This is a genomic window from Pedobacter sp. R-06 (genome assembly GCF_049913135.1).
Classification (GTDB): domain Bacteria; phylum Bacteroidota; class Bacteroidia; order Sphingobacteriales; family Sphingobacteriaceae; genus Pedobacter.
The window spans coordinates 1,208,384-1,234,032 of sequence record NZ_CP183977.1 but is presented as its reverse complement, the minus strand read 5'-3'; the positions used below and the strand labels follow the sequence as shown (position 1 = coordinate 1,234,032).

Sequence of the window (25,649 nt, the reverse complement as noted above, 5' to 3'; positions counted from 1 at the left end):
TTTAGGGTTAAAATGAAAGCTGTACACCTGCCGTATATACACTTACCGGAGGCATCGAATAGCCCTTGGTCTCGGGATCAAAACCATTATATGATGTAATGGTGAAGAGGTTCTGCCCCTGCAGGTACAGCGAAATGTTGTTAAATTTCCAGCTCTTGAGCAGATCTTTGAAGTCATATTTCAAAGAAATGTTCTTTAGTCTGATAAAAGAGGCATCAACCCAGTTCGCACTCGACAGGCGATAATTGTTCTGATAGGCAGTATAGATCGGTTTGCCAGCTGTGGCGCTGGCGCCCGGAATAACTGCAGGAACGCCCGGAGTTGTCCATCTGTCAAGGGCACTAAGGTCTTTATTTCTAAGGGCATAACCATTAGAATAACTCTGATAGCCATAGTTCAACCCCGGTCCTTCCTGTTTTACAAACTGGAAAAAGAAATCAAGACTGAAGTTTTTATAGGTAAAACTGTTCTGCAGGCCACCATAAAATTTGGGCATTGCATTTCCGATCACCACCAGATCAGCCGGATCGGTAATCACCTTGTCTCCATTTACATCCCTGAACTCAGGAACACCGGTCTGCGGATTGATCCCAAGAAAATCAAAACCCATTACGATTCCAATGGGTTGCCCGATGAAATATTTAGCGGCATTGGCCGAATTTTTCAGGTCAGGATATTCCAGCAGTTTATTGCGGGCAATAGTCAGGTTGAAAGCAGTATTCCATGAAAAATCCTTCTCCCTAATATTCACTGAACTGAGTTCAAACTCCCATCCGGTATTCTCTACCAGCGCTGGAAGATTGGCCTGATAACTGGTAAAACCAGATTGGGAAGAAAGCGTAGTACCAATTAACTGGTTACCGGAGCGGTTTCGGTAAAAGTTTGTAGTGAGCAATAATCTTTCGTTAAAAAAGCCCAGATCTAACCCAGCCTCGATTTTTTTGTTGACTTCCCAGCTGTAATCCGGATTAGGAAAACGGCTTGGTGATATCCCCCCTGTACCACCATAGGGATAAGTGGTAGGTGTCCAGCTGTCTAAAAACTGGTAATCGCCGATCTGATCATTACCGACCGTTCCGAAACTACCTCTTAACTTACCGAAACTTAAGAAAGGGATATTTTCCTTTATAAAACCTTCATTGCTGAATATCCATGCAGCACCCAGGGCGCCAAAGTTCCCAAAGCGATTGTTGGGTCCAAATTTGGATGAACCATCCCGGCGGAAGGTACCATTGATGATATATTTCTCATCCCAGTTATATGTCAGTCTTCCAAAAACCGAAGTATAACGGTATTTGGCATAACTGTAGCTCCTTGGGGTAATCAGTGTAGCCGCCTTGATATTGTCAAGCTGCTGATCGCTGATGTATCCACTTCCGGTGAGTCCCTGCTCTTCTCTTATACTGTGCTGCCAGGTTCCGCCCACAAGAGCTGAGAGATTTCCCTTTCCCAGTTTTAGGTTATAATTTAACTGGGGCTCTACAATATAGGAGCTTAAACTTCCGTCTCCATAGTTGGCGCTGCTACCGGAATAGGTAGCTGGGTTAAAACCCAGTTTAGGGAGTGTCTGGGTCTGTTTCATATGCATCCTGTTAAAGCCTGCGGCCAGCTTTGCACTAAAGCCTTTTAAAAACTCATAGCTCAAAGTCGTATTCCCAAATATATTTGAGGTATTACTCAAACTGGTACGTTCAAAATAGGCCATTGGGTTCTGCTCATTTCCTACCCAATAATAGTCCCCCTTGGCATCATAGATCGGGAAATTAGGTGCCAGATTAAAAAAGCTGGTCACATCGCTCTGCAGGGTATTGTTTTCATCCAGTGTATATTTCAAAGAACTATTAAACTGGAATTTCTTATCTATTGAACTATGGTTCAGCGACATATTCAGGGCACCCCGTTTATAGCCAAGATCGCCGGGCAAAACTATTTTTTCATCCCTGAAGGTCCCGCTAATCAGATATCTGGTTTGCTCAGTGCCACCGCTCAGGCCCAGTTGAACCTCCGAGAGGTTTGCAGATTCTCCTATCAAAAGGTCCTGCCAGTTCTGATCAAGGGTCTGATCCCATAATAATAGGTCTGGCGCCTGGGTATCGGTCGGGGTCACGCCATCTTTGGCATAAGCTTCACGCCTAAGGGCGAGATAATCCGCTCCGCCCAGCATTTTAACCCGTTTATTCACTGAGGAGATTCCCGTATGTACATTTGCCTTAAATTCTGCCTTTCCGGCTTTTCCTTTTTTTGTGGTAATCAAAATTACTCCATTTGCTCCCCGTGATCCATAAATCGCTGTTGCATCGGCATCTTTCAGGATATCGATCTGCTCGATATCAGACGGGTTGATACTGGAAAGGGGACTCTGCGCGCCGTTAGCAGCAGAAAACTGGCTCAGGCTTTCCGAAGTAAAGGGAACTCCATCCACAATGTAAAGCGGGTCATTTCCAGAAGTAATCGAATTCTGCCCGCGAAGGCGCACGTTATATCCTGAACCCGGGTAACCTGTTACCGAAGAGATATCCAATCCTGCAACCCGGCCTTGCAGGGCAGCCAGGGGATCTGCTACAGGCTGGTTTCCGATCTGTTTGGCGCTCACTGTGGTTACTGATCCGGTATTGGTCCGTTTGGTTGTGGTCCCATATCCGACCACCACAACCGCATCAAGGGTTCCGGCCTGCGGCGATAAGCTGATGTCGATAGATTTCCCCATCGGTACTGGTCTTTCGGCAACAGAATAGCCAACGTAGCTAAAAATAAGAATATCATCAGAAGAAGCCTGGATTTTAAAGGCCCCGTTAGCATCGGTTATCGTTGTGGCAGTTTTTCCCTTTACTTTAACCGAAACCCCTGGAAGAGCAGCACCACTTTCATCTCTGACCACTCCTGTAACCTCCCCAAGGTTGGCGCTGGTCTCAGTGGTGGATGCCAAAGATTTGAATATGATAATACTGTTGTTGAGCAGTTTATAATCAAGGCCCGTGCCTTTTAAAAGCTCGTCGAGGGTCTGTTTTAAGCTCCGCTTTTTCAAGGTGAGAACAGGCGCTGTTAACCCTGAAAGCACCTGTTTTTTATACGCAAAGCGAAAATCGGTTTCGCGCTCGATCTTTGTAAAGGCCTGCTGAAGGCTGCCGCCGGAAAACCCTAGGGAAACATTGGTTTCCTGCAGGCCCTGCGCCGAGCTGTCGGTGGCATAGAGGCTGCCCATGGCAAAGAGAGAGATAACCAATAAGATCGCATTTACTTTCATGAAAAATCTTAGTTTTTGGGTAATAGTATAGTGATAAGTCAGCGGGGGCTGACTTGCAAAAGGTGTATTTTTATAATACATTGCATTGGTTTTAGGTTGTTCGATATATGATTTAAAACTGTTGTAAGCCCCGGTGGCCGCCGGGGTTTACTTAATTCTTCTGCTATATCATGTGGGCGATATTTTTTTCTTCATTAAATTTAGTTTGTTTTTGATTGGTTATTAATTTTCACATCCGGGCCCGTCGATCAAAAGTTTACCAGCTTTGAGCTGAAAGGATGCCCCGGTAATATCGGCTAATACTTCAGTTACCTGGCCGATTTCGTTCCGGTCTAAAAAGGCAGCGGTAAAGCGGCACTTTTTCACCTTTTCATTTTTAAAGGAAACCTCAACGCCATAACGTTTAGCAATGAGTGCTGCGGCCTGAGCAAGGGTAACATCATCCATGATCAGATCTCCTGACTTCCAGGATAGAGTCTGCTCAGTGTTTACTGTATGTTTGAGTGGGCTTACCTGGCCGCCCTGCCAGCTCAACTGCTCATTAGGGGTTAGCACCGCCAGGGTCTCACCCTTTTTTTGCACCATCACCTTGCCCCTGATTACCGTTACTGTTACAGCCTTTTGCCCCGGATATGCTGAAATGTTAAAAGCGGTGCCCAGCACCGTGGTGGTAAGCTCGCCCGTGTGGATTACAAAGGGATGGGCAGAATCATGTGCCACATCAAAAAAGGCCTCTCCAACGAGTGATACCTCGCGTTTCTTTTTGCCTTTGAAGCCCCTAGCATATTCTAAACGGCTGCCCCTGTTGAGCTGAACGGAAGTTCCGTCTTCAAGTTTGATCCATCTGTGCCCACTGCTCTTCTCTACCGCAGGTTTCACCGGCGTTTTTTCCGCAAAAACGACTGGCTGGGATGCAGGCCGGAGCATAAAATAGGCGACCGTGCAGACTAAAAGTATAGATGCGGCATAACCGATCCAGCTAAAGGATTTACGTTGCGGCCTTAAAGTGGTACGGGCCTTGATTTTTTGATAAAGCAGCTGTTCATCCATAGAGACCTTCTGCTGATTTCCCTGCTGAAAATCGGCCTGGAATGCTGATAGCGCCTCATTCCACTCCTGCTCGTGCCCCCCGCTTTGTATTAATGAGAGCACTTGGGAAATTTCTTCCTGAGATGCCTGGTCATTGATATATTTTAAGAAAAGTTGTTTAATCGCTTGTTCCAAGATAGACGGTGTTTAATGGTATAACACTTTGGAGCCGCCCTACATTTACTCAAGGAAAAAATATTTTTTTCCCAGGGGTAAAGGGCTGCAAAAAAAGAAAAATCTCTGATTGTTAAAATGGCCGAACAATAAGCAGCACTACGAGCGCGCCATTGCGAATGAGGTATTGCTTGATCGAGCGGATGGCCTTGACCATCTGACTGTTGATGGTCGCATCCTTTAGCCCGAGTTCCTCGGCAGCCTGTTTATAAGAATAACCCTGCCCATGGCATAGTTCATAGATTTTTCTGCGCTGTGAAGGCAGCAGTTCAATGGCCCGCGAGATAAATGCTTTTGTTTGCATGTGCTCGCTATAGGCCAGGCCGTCTTCACACTTATCAAAGGCGTGCCTCGCGATCTCATCGGTAATTATGGTCTCTCTGGCTGCTTTACGGATTACGTTGAGCGATAAATTCCTGGCTATGGTAAATAAATAGCCCTGAAGTGATAATTTGGTATCCAGATGAGCAGAATTTTCCCATAACCTGACAAAAACTTCCTGTGTGAGGTCTTCGGCAAGCACTGGAGATTTAAGGATCTTTAAAGAAAAACTGTAAATACGATTTACATGCAATTGATAGATAAAGGAAAAAGCTTCTTCACTTCCTGTTTTAAGCTTTAGCAACAACTCTTCCTCTGAATCTTTGACAACTTGCATGGTCTACAAAATTAGTAGATTTAAATTAAAAACATAACAGCTTAAAATTGGTATCAAAATTAAAAATTTCGGGGTCAAATTAGGTTTATCTATACCTTTTTTACATTTTGATTTCAGTGGTGGTCAGAACAGACAGGTTTGTTTAGTTGGGTGCATCGAAGCTGGCCTTCACTATTTGCTGCGACCAGTGCCATTTTGCCCTATTGAGTCCCCCTGATGGGGTCAACTCGGGTGTTATATTATTGATACAATTGCGATAATCTGTTAACCTATAAATTGAAGGATACCAATACTTGTCTATCTATTATCCCCATGAAACTAACCTGTTATGTTGTGGATGATGAATATGCTTCAAATTACGTAAAATCGTTCTACAATTACCCACTTTTGTATCACTTACCAACACTTATTTAGCTGAACTTTGTCAATGAATTTATATCATAATTAAGCAGATAACAATGGCAAAGACAATTTTTATAACCGGGGCATCCCGAGGCCTCGGCCGCATATGGGCAGAAGCATTTTTGAAACGAGGCGATCAGGTGGTGGTTGCAGTAAGAAACCCGCAAGCTTTAACTGAACTTTCAAAAGAATATGCTTCAACATTGCTGGCTTTGACGCTCGATGTTACCGATAAGGCTGCATGCTTTGAGGCTGTTAGAAAAGCTTTTATTAAAGGAGGGAAAGATGAATATTGCGGAGATCTCTCATTCGCTGGGGTTTGAGAACCCTACCTACTTTTCCAGACTATTTAAAAAAGAAGCCGGAGTTTCGCCAAATTATTTTAGGGATCAATCTTTAAATTAAGTGCTTCATTTTTTGACCGATTTGATATATTGAAATTCTAACTGAGATTGTAGTATATTAGTTATTACCTAATTCCGCTATAATGACTCCCCAGATCATTAAACTTAACAGCCGCGATATTAAACGTTTTACAGAACTCATTCGCCTGTTTGAAGATGTCTTCGAAATGAAGAATTTAGTGATGCCATCAGCAATACACTTACAGAAGGTACTTTCTGAAGAAACTTTTCTCTCTTTCGTGGCAGTACATGATAATAAAATCGTTGGTGGGCTTACCTGCTATATCCTGCCAGCCTACTATGTAACATCGTCCTCCGTTTATGTTTTCGATCTTGCAGTTCTTCCTGCTTTTCAGCGCAAGGGCATTGGCAGAATGCTCATTGAATCAGTTAAGGAATACTCGAAAAACCTGGGTTATAAAGAAGTGTTTCTACAAACTGAGGTGGAAGATCAGCACGCTATTGATTTCTACCGGGCAACAGAAGGCTTTGAAGAACAAACTGTGTTATTTTCTTATCCTTTAATAAATAAATTTCAGATCTTTAGGTTTGTAATATCAAAATATGGGAATAGTCACTGCACTGATGACTGAAGCACCTAAAGCCGTTGACCGTGATTGACTTATTGCAAATGTCGAATCTTCAAATCCTAAAAACATCTCGCTATATCAGCATTATGATTTTGAGGTTACTGGTGAAATTCAATCCGGTAAACTCACCTATCTGAAGGCCCATCTTGAAAAAAGCACAATAAATCAACAGCATTTTTATTTTACTGCCTTTCAACCAAAAGAACCCTAAAACAAAAAGGCTTTCTTTACCATAAAGAAAGCCTTTGCCAGCAGAATATCCGCTTAACTTAAGATAATCTGGTAATTTACATTTACTCTTTTCGGATAATTGCTTTCCTCGTTGTTTAGGGAAACAAATGCCGCATTGCCATGAACTTCATTTTTCAACGCATGTTCATAATGCGATTGGATAGTTTCCTGATAATCGTGCTGAAGGTTTTTCGTTGTTTCGGCTAAAAGATTTCTATCATTCAGGTTTTCTGGCAATAATGTAATATCGCAGTTTCCGTCACTGATTTCTTTGACTAAGTATTTCATTTTTGGCTTTTAAATCTTCGTTTCCTGTTTTATAAATAAGATTTCGAGAACGGTCAAAAATATGGTAAGTCTTTATTTTGTATGTAATCTAAAAGTTAATTTTTTACTTAAAATGATGTATTAATTTAAATGCAAATTACATTACTATCGCTACATTTTAATTTCATCACGATTAGCATAATTACGAGTCTGCTTATTATTTTTTCATTGAATTACAGGCACGTTTAAAACTAGCCGTTGTGCTTTCGTCAAAATAGATCGAAACCTTTTAGCCCTGCCTTTGTTAATCAACCATAAGTTATTTATTTACAACACGTTAAATACAATCACAATAACCTGATGGAGAATGAGAAAATGAAAAAGATATTAGTGGTAGATGATAATGAGGAAATACTGGAGGTTATAGAATTAATTTTAAGACTGGAAGGCTATCAGGTAAGTGGACTTATGGATGCAAGTTATTTCAACCAGCGGATTAGCGAATTTAAACCCGATTTAATTTTACTGGATGTGATGTTAGGTGCCCTCGATGGGCGAGATCTTTGTAATCTACTCAAAGCAGACCGGTTAACCCTGCACATACCGGTAATTATGATTTCGGCCAGTCATAATTTAAACGATATACAAGGCATTATTTGTCACCCTAACGATTTTATCGCTAAACCATTTGATATCGGCAACCTCATTAATAAAGTAGGTGCACAGCTTGCTGCTTAAACTATATTAAGGTTTTGGGTTAAAATAATTGTTTAAGAAAACACTCTGAAACTTAATGGCATTGGCCCAATAATCCCAGTTGTGTGCACCAGGTCTGGTGGTAAAATCGTGGGGAATATTGTTGTACAAGAGCTCATCGTGCAAACGTACATTCATTTTATAGAAAAAATCTTCAGTACCACATTCAATCGCAATAGCGAGCGATCCGGGTTTAATGCGGTAAATCATATCAATCACGGTGTTCTGTTTCCACCGTTCTGGAAATTCATCCTGTGTTCCCAATCTTTTCGAGATATTCCACCCATTTGGAAAAGGTTTAATATCTACACCCCCACTCATGCTGCCTACGGCACCATAAACATCCTGGTGTTTAATGGCCAGGTATAATGCACCATGGCCGCCCATGCTCAAACCCGTAATGGCCCTGCCCTTTTTTTCGGCTATGGTTTTATAATGTTCATCAATATAGCTTACCAACTCTTTAGCCACATAGGTTTCATATTTCCATTCAGGATCTACCGGACTGTCGAAATACCAACTGGTTACATTACCATCAGGACACACAATAATAAACTGGTACTGATCGGCCAGGTTTTTAATCCCTGGCACTTTTTTGGCCCATTCGGCATAGTTACCACCGGCACCATGGAGCAGGTAAACCACCGGAAAATTTTTTCCTGTTTTATAGCTATCGGGTTTAATTACCACTGCTTTAATATTTTTGTTCATCGATTTGCTATAGGTTAAAGCGGTATCTACTTCCGCAGCGCTTAAAACATGGCTAAACAAAAACAAACAGGTGGCTATTAAAAAGCTATTTTTCATATGGAGTTTTTAATTATTATTATAATATGGTGCTAAATTTATAAAATAACTGGATATTGTTTGCTATTTCTGCGAACTGAAATCAAAAAATAATGATATCCTAATGATCTATTCCTTAAAGAGCTAAAAAACTTTAAAACAATTTTATTACCTTATGGTTGTTGAACGATGAACCCATCTAAAAATGCTTAAAACCTACCCATTTTACATCAAGGCTCCTGTAATTCTTTTAGGATTAGTAATTACAGTATTTATGATGAGTGTGCTGAGAGATATTCTTGTGCCACTTGCTTTCGCTGCGCTAATTGCGATATTACTTAACCCACTTACCAATCGTTTCGAAAGAAAAATGCCTAAAATACTAAGCATTATACTCGCTATGGTTATTGGTATTGTGGTCGTATTTGCCATACTCTATTTTCTATCCTCGCAGGTTGCCCACTTTTTCGACGATCTGGAAAGCATTAAACAAAAATTATCACAATTGTTAGCAGAAATCAGAACCTGGCTACAAACTACCTTTGGTATCTCCTCACAAAAACAGATGCAAATGGTTAACGATGCTGCAAATGGAAGTAAAGCTTTAATTGGCCAAACTTTAAGTGGCTTAATGGGTGTGCTCAGTGTCGTTTTTCTAATCCCTGTTTATACTTTTCTGATCTTGCTGTACAAAACATTGATCCTTAATTTTATTTATGAGGTGTTTTCGGAAGAGAACAAACAAAAAGTTGCCGAGATTTTAGGAGAAACGAAAGCAGCAATACAAAGCTATATCATCGGTTTATTGATCGAAACTTCAATTGTTGCGGCAATGAATTCTGCGGCCCTGCTGATCCTCGGTGTACAAAATGCCATTTTAATTGGTGTTATTGGGGCAATACTGAACCTGCTGCCCTACATCGGCGGTATTATTGCCATAGCCTTACCAGTGCTAATGGCGACTTTAACCATGGATGGTTTTACCACCCAGTTATTAATTATAGGTGCTTATGCACTTATCCAGTTTATCGATAACAATATCCTTGTACCTCGCATTGTTTCGAGTAAGGTGCAGATCAACGCACTTATTTCCATTGTAATTGTATTAATGGGTGCTGCACTTTGGGGTATACCTGGCATGTTCCTTTCCATCCCATTTATCGCGGTACTGAAAATCATCTTTGATCGGATTGATGGTCTTAAACCCTGGGGGAAATTGCTGGGTGATAATATCCCGACTGAACATATGGGGCAGGTGAAAAGGTTTAGAAGGAAGAAAACCGTGGCTACTGGTAATTAATATTCCTTTTATTTATTTGAAAACGGACATTCAGTAATTCTTCTGGAGCAGCAGCCCCGTTATCCGCTAATTCCGGTAAAATCGGAACCGCTGCTACCGGGTTTATAAACAAAGGCTGGTGCAGGTAAGCATGCAGTCAAAAATAGTATTACCTAACGAGCTACCCAGACCCGATCCGATAGCATTGAATGGAGTGAACACGAAGCCCCAGGCAAAGTAAAGCGGGAGGAAACCCAGATATCTTGTAGTGGCTCTGCGCTCCTAACAGCTTTTATATGGTTTTTATCTGAAAATGAGCGTTTAGCATTAATCGGGAACAGCAGCCCCGTTATCCGCTATAGCCCCTCCTTTGGTCGGGGGCTGCCGCTGCTACCGGGTTTATAAACAAAGGTTGGTGCAGGTAAGCACGCAGCCAAAAATAGCATCACCTAACGAGCTACCCAGACCCGATCCGATAGCTATCGGATGGAGTGAACACGAAGCCGCAGGCAAAGTAAAACGGGAGGAAACCCAGATATCTTGTACCGGCACTGGGCTCCTGATTTTGAATCGGGTAATGTCATTAAATTACCCTTCGACTCCGCTCAGGGTGACAATCGAATGGATAAATTGCGCATGGTCTTCCGTTCAATTGTAAATTTTATTACTTTTGGTTAACGCTAATCAACATGAAACTGACCTCTTTTCTTTGCCTGACACTACTGCTTACGGTACTATTTTTCGAAGGCTTTGCCCAAAATAAATTACAATCTTCATCTTTCATCACTTTTAATGGCTATAGTTCTACCATAGTAGAAAAATTAGGGAAAAACGAACTCGTAACCGTTGCCTTTTTGGGTGGGTCGATTACCAATATGGAAGGCTGGCGTGGATTGGTAAGTAACTATTTGGCCAAAACTTATCCACAAACAAAGTTCAGGTTCATTAACGCAGGTATTCCATCACTGGGCAGTTTGCCACACGCGTTCCGTCTTCAGCGGGATGTACTCGACAGTGGAAAAATTGACCTCCTGTTTGTAGAATCGGCTGTTAACGATCATGTCAACAAAACCGCTGAACAAACACAACGCCGTGCTTTAGAAGGCATTATCAGACATACTTTAAATAAGAACCCGAAAACAGACATCGTAATGATGGCTTTTGCCGATGAAGATAAAAATGCTGATTTTAACAAAGGTAAAATCCCAACTGAAGTAAAAGTACACAGCGATTTAGCTGAATATTATCACTTGCCATTTATTAACCTTGCTTTAGAAGTAGATAAACGTATTGCCAATGGAGAATTTACCTGGACGGCTGATTTTAAAGACCTGCATCCATCGCCATTTGGCCAACAACTTTATTTCAATACCATTAAAACTTATCTGGAAGAAAATCAGAAAAATGCCAACAAGAAAACTTCAGCAGGCCTTCCTAAAATCATTGATAAATTTGCCTATACCAAAGGACAATATCTTAGCATTAATAGCGCCGAAAACTTAAATACTTTTAGCATCAATAAAAACTGGAAGCCAACCGACGGGCTGGAAGGAAGACCTGGTTTTGTTAATATCCCGGTGCTCGAAAGCAATACCAGGAACAGTACCTTCGATCTGATTTTTAAAGGAAACGCTGTGGGGATTGCTATTCTATCAGGTCCAGATGCGGGCGCGCTCCATTACCGCATAGATGACGGAGAAGAAAAAATGATCGATCTGTACACACAATGGAGTTCAAGCCTGCATTTGCCATGGTACCTGCTTCTGGGCGATCAGCTCACTGGAACGCATAAATTAAGTGTACGGATCAGCGATCAGCACAACTCAAAATCTACAGGTTATGCCTGCCGCATTGCTTACTTTTTGGTAAACCCGAATTGATGGTTTAATTTATTTTGTTGGCTTGGATTTGCAGTCCGGATCTATTTAACTGCAGCATTGCAAGCTGTACATAAATCTATATATTTATAACACTTAATCGTTTTAGTTTATTAATTAAAACAATATCAACATTCATTTGCTTATAAAAAAACTCTTCAATGAAAAACTTAAAATTTATCATCCCGGCACTTTTAGTATTGTTTTCTGCCTGCAGCGAGGCCACCAGAAACACCGCAAATAGTAAAAGCGAAAACATGCCTCAAACTACTGCTAATAAAACCGATTCGCTTGAGGTTAAAATAAAAATAAATGGCAATGTAGCTGCCGGCGATCCACTATTACTAAGGTTTGTGGTGTACAACAATACCGATAGTGTAAAAACTTTCTGCATCTGGCATACACCATTTGAACCTTTAATGAGCAGTTATTTAAGCATTACCGACGAGAAAGGAGAAGAAGCACAGTACAAAGGCGCAATGGCCAAAAGAGTAATGCCACCTCCTGCATCGAGTTATTCGAAGGTAAACCCAGGTGATAGCCTGGTTGCAAACGCCGATTTACTTAAAGCCTACGACCTGAAAAAAGGATCGAGCTATCAGGCAGTTTACACAGGCGGAAATATGAGCGGCTTAATATCTAAAGACACGGTTACTTTTATTTATACGGAACTACACTAGGCTTAGTTGGGTTGTATGGAGATGCACACAGGTATTTTAATTAATTACCTGTGTGCATTCTTTTTTATCAGTAGTTAACCATTTCGCTAATCGTAAAGCTTAATTATATAATAGTGGCATATTACCCCCTATTTTGTCGCATTTACGCTTTCTGAGTTGTTAAAGTTCCTATAACTTTATTAAAAAATTAAACACCATAAAACATGGAAAATAAAATATCAATCACAGTAGAAACAACAGTAAATGCACCCGTAGAAAAAGTTTGGGAATTTTGGAACAATCCGGATCACATTACTAAGTGGGCCTTTGCCTCACCAGATTGGCATACCCCTTATTCGGAAAACGATTTAAAAGTTGGCGGTAAATTTAAAAGCACCATGGCGGCAAAAGATGGCAGCATGAGTTTTGATTTCGGAGGAACCTATACCACGGTTGATCCCATCAAAAAAATAGAATATACCATGGAAGATGGCAGAACCGTAAGCATTGTTTTTGATGCATTGAGCGAACAAACCAGGGTGACTGAAACTTTCGATGCCGAATCTACCAACCCAATCGAAATGCAACGTGGTGGCTGGCAGGCCATTCTGGATAATTTTAAAAGTTATACAGAGCAATCATAAACACCTTGTTATAAACAGGCTGTATCACATTTGAAATTCCATCCGTCCTTCGACAGGCTCAGGATGACAATTTAACTGTTATGATACAGCCTCTTCTTATTTCTAGCAGCAGTAACTGTCCCTTTTTACGCCTTAAGTAACAATTCGATTATTATTTGATTCGCATAATTTTTGATTTGAACCGAATACTTTGATATTGCAATCATAATTTACATTTGCCGTGTAAATTATACACTATGTCTCGTATATCTTTATTCTCTTTTTCGTTACTATTATTATTTATCAGTCTATCCATCGGCGTAAGCGCACAAACGCTTAGCCTTAAACAAGCTGTTAACACCGCATTAAGCAATTATGGCACCATTAAGGCCAAAGATAATTATGCCAACGCATCGAAATCATCTATCCAACAGGCCAAAAGAGAGTATTTGCCAAACTTCAGTTTAAGTGCCCAACAAGATTATGGAACCATTAACGGCCAAAACGGACCGCAATATGGACTTGGTGGTTTGGGAACAGCCTCATCTGGTCCTGCTCTAGACAAACAAAACTGGAATGCTGCATTCGGTGGGCTTTATCTGGCCAACGTTAACTGGGATTTCTTCACTTTTGGAAAAATCAGAGAACGCATTAAAATTGCCGATGCCGCTTACCAAAGAGACAAAAATGATCTGGAACAGGAGAAATTCCAGCAGGAAATCCGTGTTTCTGCGGCATATTTAAATTTGCTGGCTGCGCAAAGGTTAAGCAAAACGCAACAGAAAAATCTCGATCGCGCTGTTACCTTTAAAAATACGGCTATCATCAGGGCTAAAAACGGATTAATTGCAGGAGTAGATTCTTCTTTCGCAAAAGCAGAAGTTTCTAATGCCAAAATTGCGTTAACAAAAGCTAAAGACTTAGAGCAGGAACAGGCCAACCGTTTGGGCGTATTAATGGGATTAACCGCAACCTCATACGAGTTAGATACCGCCTCAATTACGCGTATCCCTGGCAATCTGCTCGAAGACACAACAATCAAAAGCTCACATCCACTGTTAAAGTTTTACCAAAACCGTGTTGATGTTAGCCAGCAACAGGTTAATTATTTCAGAAGATTATACTACCCTACGTTTAGTTTATTCGGTGTAATACAGGGCCGTGGTTCGGGTTTTAGTCCGGGTTATGCCTTAGATCAGGCTGCTTATTCTACCAGTTATACCGATGGTATAAACCCTACCCGCGGAAACTATTTGATTGGCATAGGAATGACCTGGAACCTCTCAACCTTACTTAAAAACCGCCCGCAGGTACGTGCACAGGAATATATTAGCCAGGGTTTAAAAGAAGAATATAACCTTGTTGATCAGCAACTTAAAGCACAATTGGCACTTGCAGAAACTAAACTGGCCAACGCTTTGGCCAATTACAGAGAAGCACCTATTCAGGTAAAAGCGGCATCCGATGCCTATCTGCAGAAAAATACGCTCTACAAAAACGGGCTCACCACATTGGTAGATCTTACGCAGGCCCTGTTTACGCTAAACCGGGCCGAAACGGATCGGGATATTGCCTTTACCAATGTTTGGCAAGCCTTGCTATTAAAATCGGCAGCACTCGGCAATTACGACATATTTATCAACGAATTTTAATCTGGCTATATAAATGAATTTAATACGTTTCGCACTCCGCAAGCCTATATCCATCTTAGTTTTAGTAGCTGGATTGTTCTTTTTCGGTATAGGAGCCATCAATCAGATCAAGGTTGATATTCTTCCGCAGATGAACCTTCCGGTAATTTATATTGCCCACCCTTTTGGCGGATATACCCCTGATCAAATGGAGGCTTATTTTGGTAAACAGTACGTTAATATCCTGCTTTTTGCAAACGGTATTAAAAGCATCGAAACCAAAAACACGCAGGGTTTAATGTTAATGAAGCTAACCTATTACGAGGGTACCAACATGGCACAGGCGGCGGCAGAGCTAAGTGCGCTATCTACCAGGGCGCAGGCCATTTTCCCACCAGGTTCACAACCACCCTTTGTTATCCGTTTTGACGCTTCATCGCTTCCCGTTGGACAGTTGGTATTAAGCAGCCCTATCCGTACCAACAACGAACTGCAGGATCTGGCCAATACGTATGTGCGCCCCAGTTTTTCAGCGATACCAGGTTTGCTTTCTCCTGCCCCTTTTGGAGGTAGTCCGAGAACGATAGAAATCAATGTAAATCCTTCACTTTTGCGTTCACATAACCTAACGGTAGATCAAGTGGTTGAAGCCATTAGGCTAAATAACCAGACCGCACCTTCAGGAAATGTGAGGATAGGCGATAAAAACTATATCACACCCACCAATTATACCATTAAAAAGGTTAAAGATTTCGAGAACATTCCCCTATTTAAAGGCAGTGTACAAAATTTGCAGCTCCGCGATGTAGCAACCGTTAAAGATGGAGCTGATTTAGTAGCAGGTTATGCTTTAATCAATGGCAAACGCTCGGTATACTTAAGTATCGCTAAATCTGGGGATGCCTCCACCTGGGATGTGGTTAAAAACTTAAAGAAAAACCTACCGAACATCCAAAATACCTTACCGGAAGATGTTAAGCTTTCTTATGAGTTCGACCAGTCTGTTTATGTAATCAACGCCGTAAAAAGTCTGATCAGTGAGGGCGCAATCGGTGCGATATTAACAGGTTTGATGGTTTTGCTTTTCCTGGGTGATAAACGTGCGGCATTGATTGTAATCCTCACCATTCCAACATCCATTATTGCTGGTGTTTTGTTCCTGAAGTTATTCGGACAAACGATCAACATCATGACACTGAGCGGATTGGCTTTAGCCATTGGTATTCTGGTAGATGAATCGACGGTAACGATAGAAAACATCCACCAGCACTTTGATATGGGCAAACCCAAGGCCCTGGCCATTTGGGATGCTTGTAAGGAAATCGCTTTCCCGAAACTGTTAATCCTGTTCTGTATCCTTGCTGTATTTGCACCTGCATTTACCATGACAGGGATTCCAGGAGCATTATTCTTACCATTGGCATTGGCAATCGGCTTTTCGATGGTGGTTTCATTCCTGTTATCACAAACTTTCGTACCAATTATGGCCAACTGGCTAATGGTTGCACACCCTAAAAAAGGCAATGAACATCACCCTGGCATTACACAGGATGAGGCTGATTTTGCAGCAACCGGCATTACACTCGAATCGGAGAAAGATACCTTAAACCAGAAAAGAGTGCTGGTAGAACGTGAAGATTTTAGTGGCAATGGCAAAATTGGTTTCTTTGATAAGTTCCGGAACCGTTTTATGCGTTTCCTTGACCGGATACTGCCTTACCGAAAATCTGTGGTTATAGTTTATTTGGTGGCAATTATCGGTTTAGCCGCCCTGTTACTGGCGAATATTGGCCGCGATGTTTTACCAAGAGTTAACTCAAGTCAGTTTCAGTTGCGTTTACGTGCGCCTGATGGAACGCGTTTAGAACGTACTGAAGAAAAAGCGAATGTGGTTTTAGCTGAGCTGAAAAAAATGGTTGGCGAAGAACATATGGGTATATCATCCGTTTATGTTGGTCAGCACCCTGCCCAGTTTTCGGTAAACCCCATCTACCAGTTTATGGCAGGTCCGCATGAGGCTGTTTTCCAGGTAAGTTTAAAAGACTTCGAAGAAGACATGGATGATTTTAAAGATCAGTTCAGGGAGAAAATCAAAAAAGTTCTGCCTGATGTTAAACTTTCTTTCGAGCCAATAGAGCTAACGGATAAGGTATTGAGCCAAGGCTCTCCTACCCCCGTTGAAGTTCGTATTGCAGGCAAAAACAAAAAACTGAATGAAAAGTATGCCAATAAAATCCTCGCAGAATTGAAGGAAATACCTTACATGCGAGATGTTCAGCTCGCACAGCCCATTAAATATCCATCGTTAAATATCGATATCGACAGGACCCGTGCAGCACAGATCGGGGTAGATATGGCCGATATTTCCCGATCATTGATCGCTTCAACTTCATCATCGCGTTATACGGATAAAAATATCTGGTTAGATGAAAAAGCGGCATTGCCTTACAGTGTTCAGGTTCAGGTGCCGCTGAATCAAATGACCAGTAAAGATGATATTGGCGAAATTCCGCTGTTGAAAAATTCGGCACGACCGGTTTTAAGCGATGTTGCAAAAATTACTCCTGATACCACGGCTGGCGAAAACGATAACATTGGTGCTATGCCTTTCCTATCAGTAACGGCAAACCTTTACCATACCGACCTGGGTTCAGCATCAAAAGATGTAGAAAAAGCCATTAAAAACGTTGGCGAACTACCAAGGGGATTAAATGTTACCGCTATTGGCTTAAGCAAAGTATTAACCGATACTTTAGATAGCTTACAATCAGGCTTATTTGTAGCCATTGTTGTAATTTTTCTGATGCTGGCAGCCAATTTCCAGTCTTTTAAAGTTCCATTGGTTATTTTAGCCACTGTACCAGCGGTTATTTTAGGCTCGTTATTGTTGTTAACCATTACCGGATCAACCTTAAACCTGCAATCGTATATGGGGATTATCATGTCGGTGGGTGTATCTATCGCCAATGCAGTATTGCTCATCACCAATGCAGAGCAACTAAGAAAGCACAATGGCAATGCACTCGAATCGGCACGAGAAGCTGCAGCATTACGTTTACGCCCAATTATCATGACGAGTATTGCAATGATTGCGGGTATGTTGCCAATGGCCATCGGCCACGGTGAAGGTGGTGGAGCGGTTTCGCCCCTTGGTAGAGCAGTTATTGGTGGTTTACTGGCTTCAACATTTGCCGTACTCATTATATTGCCACTGGTATTTGCATGGGTTCAGGGAAAACAGACCACCGATTCGATATCGCTTGATCCGGAAGACGAAGAAAGCATCCATTACATTAAAGGTTTACAAGAAAAAGAATAAATCATCATCACAAATGAATACGAAGATATTTTCAACAGGATTATTAAGTACAGGATTTTTAGTGCTAACGGCTATGTATGGCTGTGGGCACTCCGAATCGAAAGTAACACCCAAGAAAGAAAAAGAATCAGCTATAGCCACCTTCGATCTAAAAAAAGAAAAGCTATCCACCAAACTGAGTTTGCCAGGCGAATTAATTGCTTTGCAACAAGTTGATCTATACGCTAAAGTAAGTAGCTTCGTAAAAACACTAAAAGTTGATATCGGTTCAGAAGTAAGTAAAGGTCAATTGTTGATGACTTTGGAAGCTCCTGAAATGACTTCGCAACTGGCTGCAACACAGTCGCGGATAAAAGCACAGGAAGCCATTTATACCGCGAGCAAAGCAACTTATAACCGTTTGTACGAAACCAGCAAAACCCCTGGAACGATCTCTACAAACGACCTGGACCAGGCGCTGGCTAAAAAAAACGCAGACCTTGCACAACTCGAAGCAGCAAAAGCAGCTTATAAAGAAGTGGGGGCAGTTCAGGATTATTTAACCATCAGGGCACCGTTCAGCGGAATCATCTCCGCCAGAAATGTGAATTTAGGGGCTTATGTCGGTCCAACAGGCAAAGGTTCTGATTTACCTTTATTTACTTTACAGGATCAGAAAAACCTCCGTCTGGCCGTTTCCATCCCGGAAGTTTATACCGGATATTTAAAAGCTGGTGATGAGATTAGTTTTACCGTTAAATCTTTGCCTAGTCAAACATTTAAGGCTAAAGTGAAACGTTTGTCGGGTGCCTTAGATTTACGCTTACGTGCTGAGCGCATTGAAATGGATGTATCAAATGCTTCGAAGGTATTATTACCAGGCATGGTTGCTGAAGTAAACATTCCGCTTCCGGCCAATGCCAGCACCTTTATCATTTCTAAAAAAGCTTTATTGGATACCAGCGAAGGATTGTTCGTGTTAAAAGTAGCCGATAATAAAGCGGTTAAAGTGGGTGTAAAAAAAGGCCGTGAAACCGACGATAAAGTAGAAGTTTTCGGCGATTTAGCAGAAGGTGACAAATTAGTGGCAGAACCGACCGAGGAAATGCATGAAGGAATGACGATTAAACCATAACTTTACCTGTATTAAGCACTTAAAATATGTTATCAAAAAATCAAGAGCTTTCTACCCTTCAAAAAAAGGAAACATTAGAGGATTTTTACAATAAATTAAAAATCACAAGGCCTGAAATTCCTACGCCAAGTTTAGGGATGATCAATGATATCGGGCACTTTAATGTTTTTAACCGCACTACTGTTTGCAGCAACGTACCATCTGTTTTTAGCCGCAGAGATTTCTATAAGATTTCGCTGATCATAGGCAATGGGATTTTGCATTACCCTGATGCGCAGATTGAAATTAAAGGACGGGCGTTACTGTTTACCAATCCGAATATTCCATATTCATGGGAAAGTACTTCGCCAAAACCTGCTGGTTTCTTCTGTTTGTTTACCGAGAATTTTATCCATAACCGTAACGAAACCCTTCGCGATTCCTTATTGTGGCGGATTAATGATAGCCCGGTAATCCACATTAGCGAAGAGCAGGAAGTTATCTTAACCGATATCTTTACTAAAATGATGAAAGAAATGGATGGCGATTACATCCATAAATACGATCTGTTAAGAAACTATGTACAGCTTATTGTTCATGAAGCACTAAAGGTTAAACCTCAGGATGTTATCTTTAAACAGAATAATGCATCGGCCCGTTTAACTTCATTATTTATCGAATTATTGGAAAGGCAGTTCCCAATTGGTTCTACAGAGCATATTTTGGAGTTGAAAACAGCCCACGATTTCGCCTTTCGCTTGTTGGTGCATGTAAATCACTTAAACCATGCGGTAAAAGAAGTAACAGGCAAAACCACTTCTGAACACATTTCGAGAAGGATCGCAACCGAAGCGGTGGCCTTACTGAAACATACCGAATGGAATATTGCACAGATCGCTTATTGCCTGGGTTTCGAATATCCGGCAAATTTTAACATATTTTTTAAACGTCAGATGCAATGTACCCCAAAGGGTTTTAGAGCAAATTGATCATAATCGTATTAAACCTAGTCGTTTAATAAGTGAAGCGCCAATCCTGAAGTAAGGAAACGGCGCTTTTTTATTGACCGATAACTAAATGGCCCATCATCTCCGGTAGTTTCGTCATTTCGACTGAAGCCAACCGGTTCTTCACCGGTAGCAAAATGGAGAAATCTATCAAGTTAGATTTAGCTTCGCTTAGCACTTCGTGGTTCTCGACTACACTGCACTCCGTTCGAAATGACGAAACTTGAAGAATTATACCTCCGAAGAATATATTAGAAAGGTCGTCATTTCGACTGAAGTTAACTGGTTCTTCACCAGTTGCGGAATGGAGAAATCTATCAAGACAAATTAAATCACTTAGATCCCCATTATTCATCCCACTCATTTATAACTTCAGTTAAATCGTTCCAATTCTTATTAAAATTATTAATTAGCGTTTCTTTCTTTGATCTACTCCATTTTTTTAATTGCTTCTCCCGATTGATGGCCTCTTCGATCGACAGAAAATCCTCGAAATAAACACAATAAATCAAATTATACTTCGCAGTGAAGGAATCGGGATAAATTTTATTTTGATGATCATAAACACGGCTTCTTAGATCGGAGGTTACGCCAATGTATAATGTCGTTTTTTCATAATTGGTCATGATGTAGATCCATCCTCCGAGTTCCATATTTATGAATTTACAGAGAAAATCGTTATTTCAACTAAAAAATATCTTCATTTAGATTGTAGTGCAACCAGTATTCGTTGGTTGCAGAACTAAAAAATTTAACGCAATAGATTTCTCGACTGCGCTGCGCTCCGCTCGAAATGACGAAACTAGGGGAAATAGGCTTAAAATAGTAAATTGTAGCATAGAAAAATCGTCATTTCGACTGAAGCCAACCGGTTCTTCACCGGTAGCGGAATGGAGAAATCTTTTAAAGTTACTAAAGTCCAAAAATTCCTCTACTGCGGTCGAAATGACGATCTTTCTACAAGTTTTTTTATTTCACCACAGCTACGTGATCGCCTTTATCAGCATCCAATACATATCCATATGGATCAATGGCTATTGTTTTTGGTTTACGGCCGACAATGATAGAAAGTTTAGTTTTGCGCTGCTTTACTTGGATCTTCTGGGCGTATATGGCCTTAGTATCAGCTTCCCAAGCTATTTCCAATTGATCAAAGCAAGCTACATCCAACTCAAGATCGGGCAATTGTTTGTTGCCACCACTTAACCTTTCTGCATCAATTTCAAGATCAACTTTAAATTTTCCGCTACTCTGCTTTTTACAATTGATCACTTTAATACCCAAATCATATGTAACCACCTCATTAAAACAATCAGTGATAAACTTTTTATGCTTACGCAAAGCTTCCTTTAAAAGTGCATTAACCAAATCGGTTGCTGTAGCTTTGGGCTTCGGGTTTTCGTGATCGGTAATAAACTGACTCAATATAGCATTGAATTTCTGCTCTCGCATTAATTCTTTCACCGCATACATCGTTAATCCTCCTTTTTGGTAATGTACATATGGCTGATCTAAGGTTTTGGCCAAGGGTAGCTCCTTTTCGTTATTATTCCGGTTTAAAAAGTAGAGGTTATTATCATAAGCCAAATATTTCCTCAAATACATTTTGCCAAAAGTCTTTTCAATCAACACATTTTCGGTGTATTTAGCCAACGATTCGGTGAGCATGGCATAACCTGCACCGTCTGCAGGAGCCAATATATTTGCCCACCATTGGTGTGCAGTTTCATGCGCAGTTATGGCATAACTTTGATCAATAGCACCTTTCTGACTATAATTTCCCAGAAAATTAATGTTCTCTGCACTGAAAACTACTCCTGGATAAGCTGTTGCAGCACCTTTATATTGAGGAATCTCGGCAATGCTTAATTGTTTTAATGGATATTTAGCAAAATTCGTATTACCATAATCCAAGGCATCTCGAAGGGCCTTAAACATACTTTTCAGGTTATACTCTTGTCCAGGTTGATAGTACACCCTAAGATCTACTCCCTTGTACTTTTCTTTTTTCACCCCATACCTCGCACTGCTCAAGGCAAACATAAAATTTATGGGAACCGAAGTTTTGTACCTGAAATAGCTTCGGTTATTGGCCATCCAGTTTTTTTGCAATTCACCAACGGTAATCACCTGCTGATCTACATCAGTAGAAATGACCGTTTCTAAATCGATCAGTTCGTAAGTATTGTTAAAATTGGGCTTGGTGGCTATTTCGGCTAAACCTGCTTTTTTCCGGGCCCGTTTATCTTCGCTTTCAAAGTTATAACAATAACCAAACTGAGGAACAATTTTCTCCAATTCAATATAGGTCCCATTTTTTACAATAGAGTTTTCGCTATTAAAAGTAATAAATCCAGAGCGGATTACTTCAATTGAAAAATCCATCATAACTTCTTCATTAGGTTGCAATGGTATTTTTAAAGTGATAAACTGCTGATTAAATGCTTCATCTCTTTCGTTTTTTTTACTTCCGCTAATGGTCATAGAAAATGAATTTACAGCAGGGCTAACGTAAGTCCAGATTTTGGCAATAGGTATTTTGGATTCATTTTTTAAACGGTAAGTGCCTTTAATGGTATATTTCCCTTCATTAGGGTATAAATCTACATTGGTTTTAACAGTTTTAATTACTGGTTGGGGCAGGCCTGCCAGCGCTTTATATTTCTGCTCATAAGCCAGGCTCCAATCTAACCGCTCCTGCTTATTTTTATACCTCCCGACAATATTGGTTTGATGATAAATAAATGCCCCACAGAAAACCCAGGTTAGCAATGCTAAAACAGTAATCCATTGATGTTGCTTAAATGCCAAACCCACCGATTCGAACCTCGATTTAGCCTTAATTTCAGCCGAACGCTGCCACAGCCCAATGGTTAAAACTGCAACAACAATTACAAAAGCCGACCAATACAGCATATACCAGTTGAATGCGCTGGCATAATATCCAAAACCGTTAAAATAAGAATGTAGTAAATCAGGTACTGTTGCAAATCGGAGAAGATAATGTTCCAGACCGAAGCGCTCCGCATATGAGATTAAGAAAACGACTACCATACTTAGTAACATGCCGAGATATTTGTTCGCACTCAAATTCTGAATAAAAATAATGAGTACCACAAAAAGCAACAAAGGGAATGCACTGTAATAGTACAACGATAAATATAGGGGCAATTCGATCTGGAAATAGCCATGTGTAAGCTGCAGTACAATGCCGATCCCAATATTTAAAGTGACGAGGATGAAAACCAGCGCAAAAAGACTCATGCTTTTCGCCATCCAAAATGCTGAATTCTGAACAGGTGTACTGTAAATTAACGAATGAATATTTACTGCTTTTTCTCTGCTAATGGTTTCTGCTGCGTAAAAAATAATCAGGATCAGTCCGAATTTCATTGAACGTATTTTTTCGATGATAATACCTGTTGCCGGATAGCTGTGAATACCATAAACACCACTGAATAGCTCGTCTTTTAACTCTACCCCGAATATAAAAACCCACAACAAGAGCATTACCATAATAGAGATGTTTTTAAACAGGAATATCATTTCGAGTTTAAACTGCGCAAAGAACGTGTTCAGATGATAACGAAAGCCATTTGACAATACGGCTAAAGCACGATAAGGGATTAATTTAATCTGTTCTACTTTAACTGTCTTAATTTTTACCTGTCGTGGCTGATGCAAACGAAAATTGAATAAACGATAGGTAATCATCATTAGAAAGGCAGTAAAACCAAGCCACAGCAGCCTGTTGAGTAAAAATGCACCATCTAATGGGAATAATTGTTGATTGCGCTGTAGATCGGTCCAGGTTCTGGTTTCGCCAAAAAACGAGGCTAAAGCAAAAGGATCTAAAAGTATAGGTAAAATATCCGGGCTACTTGCTTTCATTGTCGAAGTGGCCAACAATGGCGAATTGCCAAATATCGAAGCGAGCATATACAAAATGTAAATTAACACACCTACCACATAAATTGCCCGTACATTTTTGGTTAATATGGCAGTACAGAATAAAATACCTGCAGCGAATAGCACATTAGGTAAGGCAAAAATTAAAAGCGGCTGTAAAAAATAAGTAATATGAAACCCACCTAAACGATCGGCATCGATAAATAAAGTGCCTGCATAAATACCCAGGGCAACCAGCAGCAATAAGCTAAAAACCGCAATCAGCAAGCCCAAAAGCCTTATAACAAAATAAGGAAGTTTTTTGATCGAAGTAGTAAAAACAACTGCTTCCATTTTATACATACTATCTCTCAGTACCACATTAGCACTAAATAAGGTGCCCGAAAAGATAGAGAAAAGTGAAAGCAGGGCGATGATATTGGTGATGACATAAGGTGAATTTTTATGCACCTCTTCAGAACCAAATCCACCCTGTACTACACAGAAATACCCCAGAATAAAAAACAAAAGCGCAGCCACTTTGAACGATATCTGCCCGAAATGGTATTTCAGTTCAAATTTTAGTAAATCTATAATCATAACCCAACCTCCGGATTTTGATTGGCAGAGCCAAATAATGAAGAAAAATATACCTCTTCAAGGCTAGGATAAACCGCTTCGAAAACGTGTGCAGGACATTCATCAGCCAGCACGAAAATGTGGAACTTACCCGAAATAATTTTCGTAGAAATTACATTAAAAACGGATGAATATTGTGCCAGATCTGCCTTATCGATTACCCTTCGCCAGATTTTCCCATTTAACTTTTGAGTTAAATCTGAAGGTTTACCTTGTAAAATCAACTTGCCATTGGCCATTACGGCCATTTCAGCGCAAAGGTCGTTCACATCCTCTACAATGTGAGTGGATAAGATAACCACACGGTTGGCACCGATTTCACTTAACAGATCGTGGAACCTGTTCCTTTCCTGTGGATCAAGACCTGCGGTGGGCTCATCAACAATAATTAACTGCGGGTTGCCCAATAAAGCTTGCGCAATGCCGAAACGCTGTCGCATACCACCAGAAAAAGTGCTGACAGACCTTTTTCTTACTTCAAATAAATTGGTCTGTTGCAGAAGAGAAGTCACCTGTTCTTTTCTTTCATTTTTATGCTGCAGGCCTTTTAAAACGGCCAGGTGGTTTAACAGATCAAGCGCTGAAATTTTAGGATAAACACCAAAATCCTGCGGTAAATAACCCAGTTTATTCCGCATTTCCTGAGGATTTTGCAGCACATCATGTCCATCAAAATGAACCTGACCAGCGTCTGGTAGCTGTAAGGTTGCAAGTGTGCGCATAAGCGACGATTTACCTGCGCCATTCGGCCCCAATAAGCCAAACATGCCATTTGCAATGTTCAGGGTAACATCATCAAGGACCTTTACCCCATTTTGATAAGATTTCGTAAGTTGCCGTATTTTAAGCCGTACCATGTTAAATAATTAAGATGGATGCAAATTAGACAGGCAAAACCACAGCAAATAATTTAAGTGACCAACGCATTTAAAATGATGATGAATGCATAAAACAGGATTAGAATTCCTTTCATCATCAAAAACATGCCTTTCATCATCTAAATTTTACGCGGACTTCAAACTTTCATACCTTT

General features: G+C 40.7%; 20 protein-coding genes. 12 read left to right on the top strand and 8 right to left on the bottom strand.

What is annotated here, in order from left to right:
• Positions 1-7: 7 nt before the first annotated feature.
• The 3 genes from ACN9MR_RS05320 to ACN9MR_RS05310 all read right to left on the bottom strand — a co-directional run bounded on the left by ACN9MR_RS05320 (position 8) and on the right by ACN9MR_RS05310 (position 5,165).
• Positions 8-3,325 carry a TonB-dependent receptor gene (locus tag ACN9MR_RS05320; RefSeq protein ID WP_426328574.1) on the bottom strand — a complete coding sequence of 1,106 codons (3,318 nt, stop codon included), beginning with the start codon at positions 3,323-3,325 and terminating at the stop codon, positions 8-10.
• Positions 3,326-3,466: 141 nt separating this feature from the next.
• Positions 3,467-4,468, bottom strand: a complete 1,002-nt coding sequence (locus ACN9MR_RS05315) for a FecR family protein (protein ID WP_426328573.1) — start codon at positions 4,466-4,468, stop codon at positions 3,467-3,469.
• Positions 4,469-4,580: 112 nt separating this feature from the next.
• Positions 4,581-5,165, bottom strand: coding sequence for an RNA polymerase sigma factor (locus tag ACN9MR_RS05310; protein WP_426328572.1), 585 nt, complete (start codon positions 5,163-5,165; stop codon positions 4,581-4,583).
• Positions 5,166-5,623: 458 nt separating this feature from the next.
• Between ACN9MR_RS05310 and ACN9MR_RS05305 the strand changes: the two genes are divergently transcribed.
• The 3 genes from ACN9MR_RS05305 to ACN9MR_RS05295 all read left to right on the top strand — a co-directional run bounded on the left by ACN9MR_RS05305 (position 5,624) and on the right by ACN9MR_RS05295 (position 6,564).
• Positions 5,624-5,890 carry an SDR family NAD(P)-dependent oxidoreductase gene (locus tag ACN9MR_RS05305; protein WP_426328571.1) on the top strand — a complete coding sequence of 89 codons (267 nt, stop codon included), beginning with the start codon at positions 5,624-5,626 and terminating at the stop codon, positions 5,888-5,890.
• Positions 5,853-5,972 (top strand): helix-turn-helix domain-containing protein, encoded by a 120-nt coding sequence (locus tag ACN9MR_RS05300; RefSeq protein WP_426328570.1) that lies wholly within the window; start codon positions 5,853-5,855, stop codon positions 5,970-5,972. Before ACN9MR_RS05305 ends, ACN9MR_RS05300 begins: the two co-directional genes overlap by 38 nt.
• An 82-nt stretch (positions 5,973-6,054) precedes the next feature.
• Positions 6,055-6,564, top strand: a complete 510-nt coding sequence (locus ACN9MR_RS05295; protein ID WP_426328569.1) for a GNAT family N-acetyltransferase — start codon at positions 6,055-6,057, stop codon at positions 6,562-6,564.
• A 261-nt stretch (positions 6,565-6,825) separates the two neighbouring features.
• On the opposite strand, the gene ACN9MR_RS05290 is transcribed toward ACN9MR_RS05295, so the two are convergent.
• Positions 6,826-7,080, bottom strand: coding sequence for a hypothetical protein (locus ACN9MR_RS05290; protein ID WP_116251214.1), 255 nt, complete (start codon positions 7,078-7,080; stop codon positions 6,826-6,828).
• A 354-nt stretch (positions 7,081-7,434) separates the two neighbouring features.
• On the opposite strand from ACN9MR_RS05290, the gene ACN9MR_RS05285 reads away from it, so the two are divergent.
• Positions 7,435-7,797, top strand: a complete 363-nt coding sequence (locus ACN9MR_RS05285) for a response regulator (RefSeq protein WP_426328568.1) — start codon at positions 7,435-7,437, stop codon at positions 7,795-7,797.
• Positions 7,798-7,803: 6 nt separating this feature from the next.
• Here ACN9MR_RS05285 and ACN9MR_RS05280 read toward each other — a convergent pair whose 3' ends face one another.
• Positions 7,804-8,622 carry an alpha/beta hydrolase gene (locus tag ACN9MR_RS05280; RefSeq protein WP_426328567.1) on the bottom strand — a complete coding sequence of 273 codons (819 nt, stop codon included), beginning with the start codon at positions 8,620-8,622 and terminating at the stop codon, positions 7,804-7,806.
• Positions 8,623-8,806: 184 nt separating this feature from the next.
• On the opposite strand from ACN9MR_RS05280, the gene ACN9MR_RS05275 reads away from it, so the two are divergent.
• The 8 genes from ACN9MR_RS05275 (at position 8,807) to ACN9MR_RS05240 (ending at position 20,071) form a co-directional block, all read left to right on the top strand.
• Complete coding sequence (locus tag ACN9MR_RS05275; protein ID WP_426328566.1) at positions 8,807-9,901, top strand: AI-2E family transporter; 1,095 nt, start codon at positions 8,807-8,809, stop codon at positions 9,899-9,901.
• Between the two features lie 668 nt (positions 9,902-10,569).
• Positions 10,570-11,760, top strand: coding sequence for an SGNH/GDSL hydrolase family protein (locus ACN9MR_RS05270; RefSeq protein WP_426328565.1), 1,191 nt, complete (start codon positions 10,570-10,572; stop codon positions 11,758-11,760).
• 158 nt (positions 11,761-11,918) lie between these two features.
• Positions 11,919-12,437, top strand: coding sequence for a protease (locus ACN9MR_RS05265; RefSeq protein WP_426328564.1), 519 nt, complete (start codon positions 11,919-11,921; stop codon positions 12,435-12,437).
• 203 nt (positions 12,438-12,640) lie between these two features.
• Positions 12,641-13,060: an SRPBCC family protein gene (locus ACN9MR_RS05260; RefSeq protein ID WP_426328563.1), complete on the top strand. Its 420-nt coding sequence runs from the start codon at positions 12,641-12,643 to the stop codon at positions 13,058-13,060.
• Between the two features lie 236 nt (positions 13,061-13,296).
• Entirely contained in the window at positions 13,297-14,691 is a 1,395-nt protein-coding gene (locus ACN9MR_RS05255; protein WP_426328562.1) for a TolC family protein, read from the top strand.
• Positions 14,692-14,704: 13 nt separating this feature from the next.
• Positions 14,705-17,989 carry an efflux RND transporter permease subunit gene (locus ACN9MR_RS05250; protein ID WP_426328561.1) on the top strand — a complete coding sequence of 1,095 codons (3,285 nt, stop codon included), beginning with the start codon at positions 14,705-14,707 and terminating at the stop codon, positions 17,987-17,989.
• Between the two features lie 13 nt (positions 17,990-18,002).
• A complete protein-coding gene (locus tag ACN9MR_RS05245) occupies positions 18,003-19,103 on the top strand; it encodes an efflux RND transporter periplasmic adaptor subunit (protein ID WP_426328560.1) in 1,101 nt (366 codons plus the stop codon).
• A 26-nt stretch (positions 19,104-19,129) separates the two neighbouring features.
• Complete coding sequence (locus ACN9MR_RS05240) at positions 19,130-20,071, top strand: helix-turn-helix domain-containing protein (protein ID WP_426328559.1); 942 nt, start codon at positions 19,130-19,132, stop codon at positions 20,069-20,071.
• Positions 20,072-20,436: 365 nt separating this feature from the next.
• Here the strand turns inward: ACN9MR_RS05240 and ACN9MR_RS05235 are convergent, their stop codons facing one another.
• The 3 genes from ACN9MR_RS05235 to ACN9MR_RS05225 form a co-directional block, all read right to left on the bottom strand.
• Positions 20,437-20,742, bottom strand: coding sequence for a GIY-YIG nuclease family protein (locus ACN9MR_RS05235; RefSeq protein WP_426328558.1), 306 nt, complete (start codon positions 20,740-20,742; stop codon positions 20,437-20,439).
• A 316-nt stretch (positions 20,743-21,058) separates the two neighbouring features.
• Positions 21,059-24,577 (bottom strand): M1 family aminopeptidase, encoded by a 3,519-nt coding sequence (locus ACN9MR_RS05230; RefSeq protein ID WP_426328557.1) that lies wholly within the window; start codon positions 24,575-24,577, stop codon positions 21,059-21,061.
• Positions 24,574-25,473, bottom strand: coding sequence for an ABC transporter ATP-binding protein (locus tag ACN9MR_RS05225; RefSeq protein WP_426328556.1), 900 nt, complete (start codon positions 25,471-25,473; stop codon positions 24,574-24,576). The genes ACN9MR_RS05230 and ACN9MR_RS05225 overlap by 4 nt, the downstream gene beginning before the upstream one ends.
• Between the last annotated feature and the right edge of the window lie 176 nt (positions 25,474-25,649).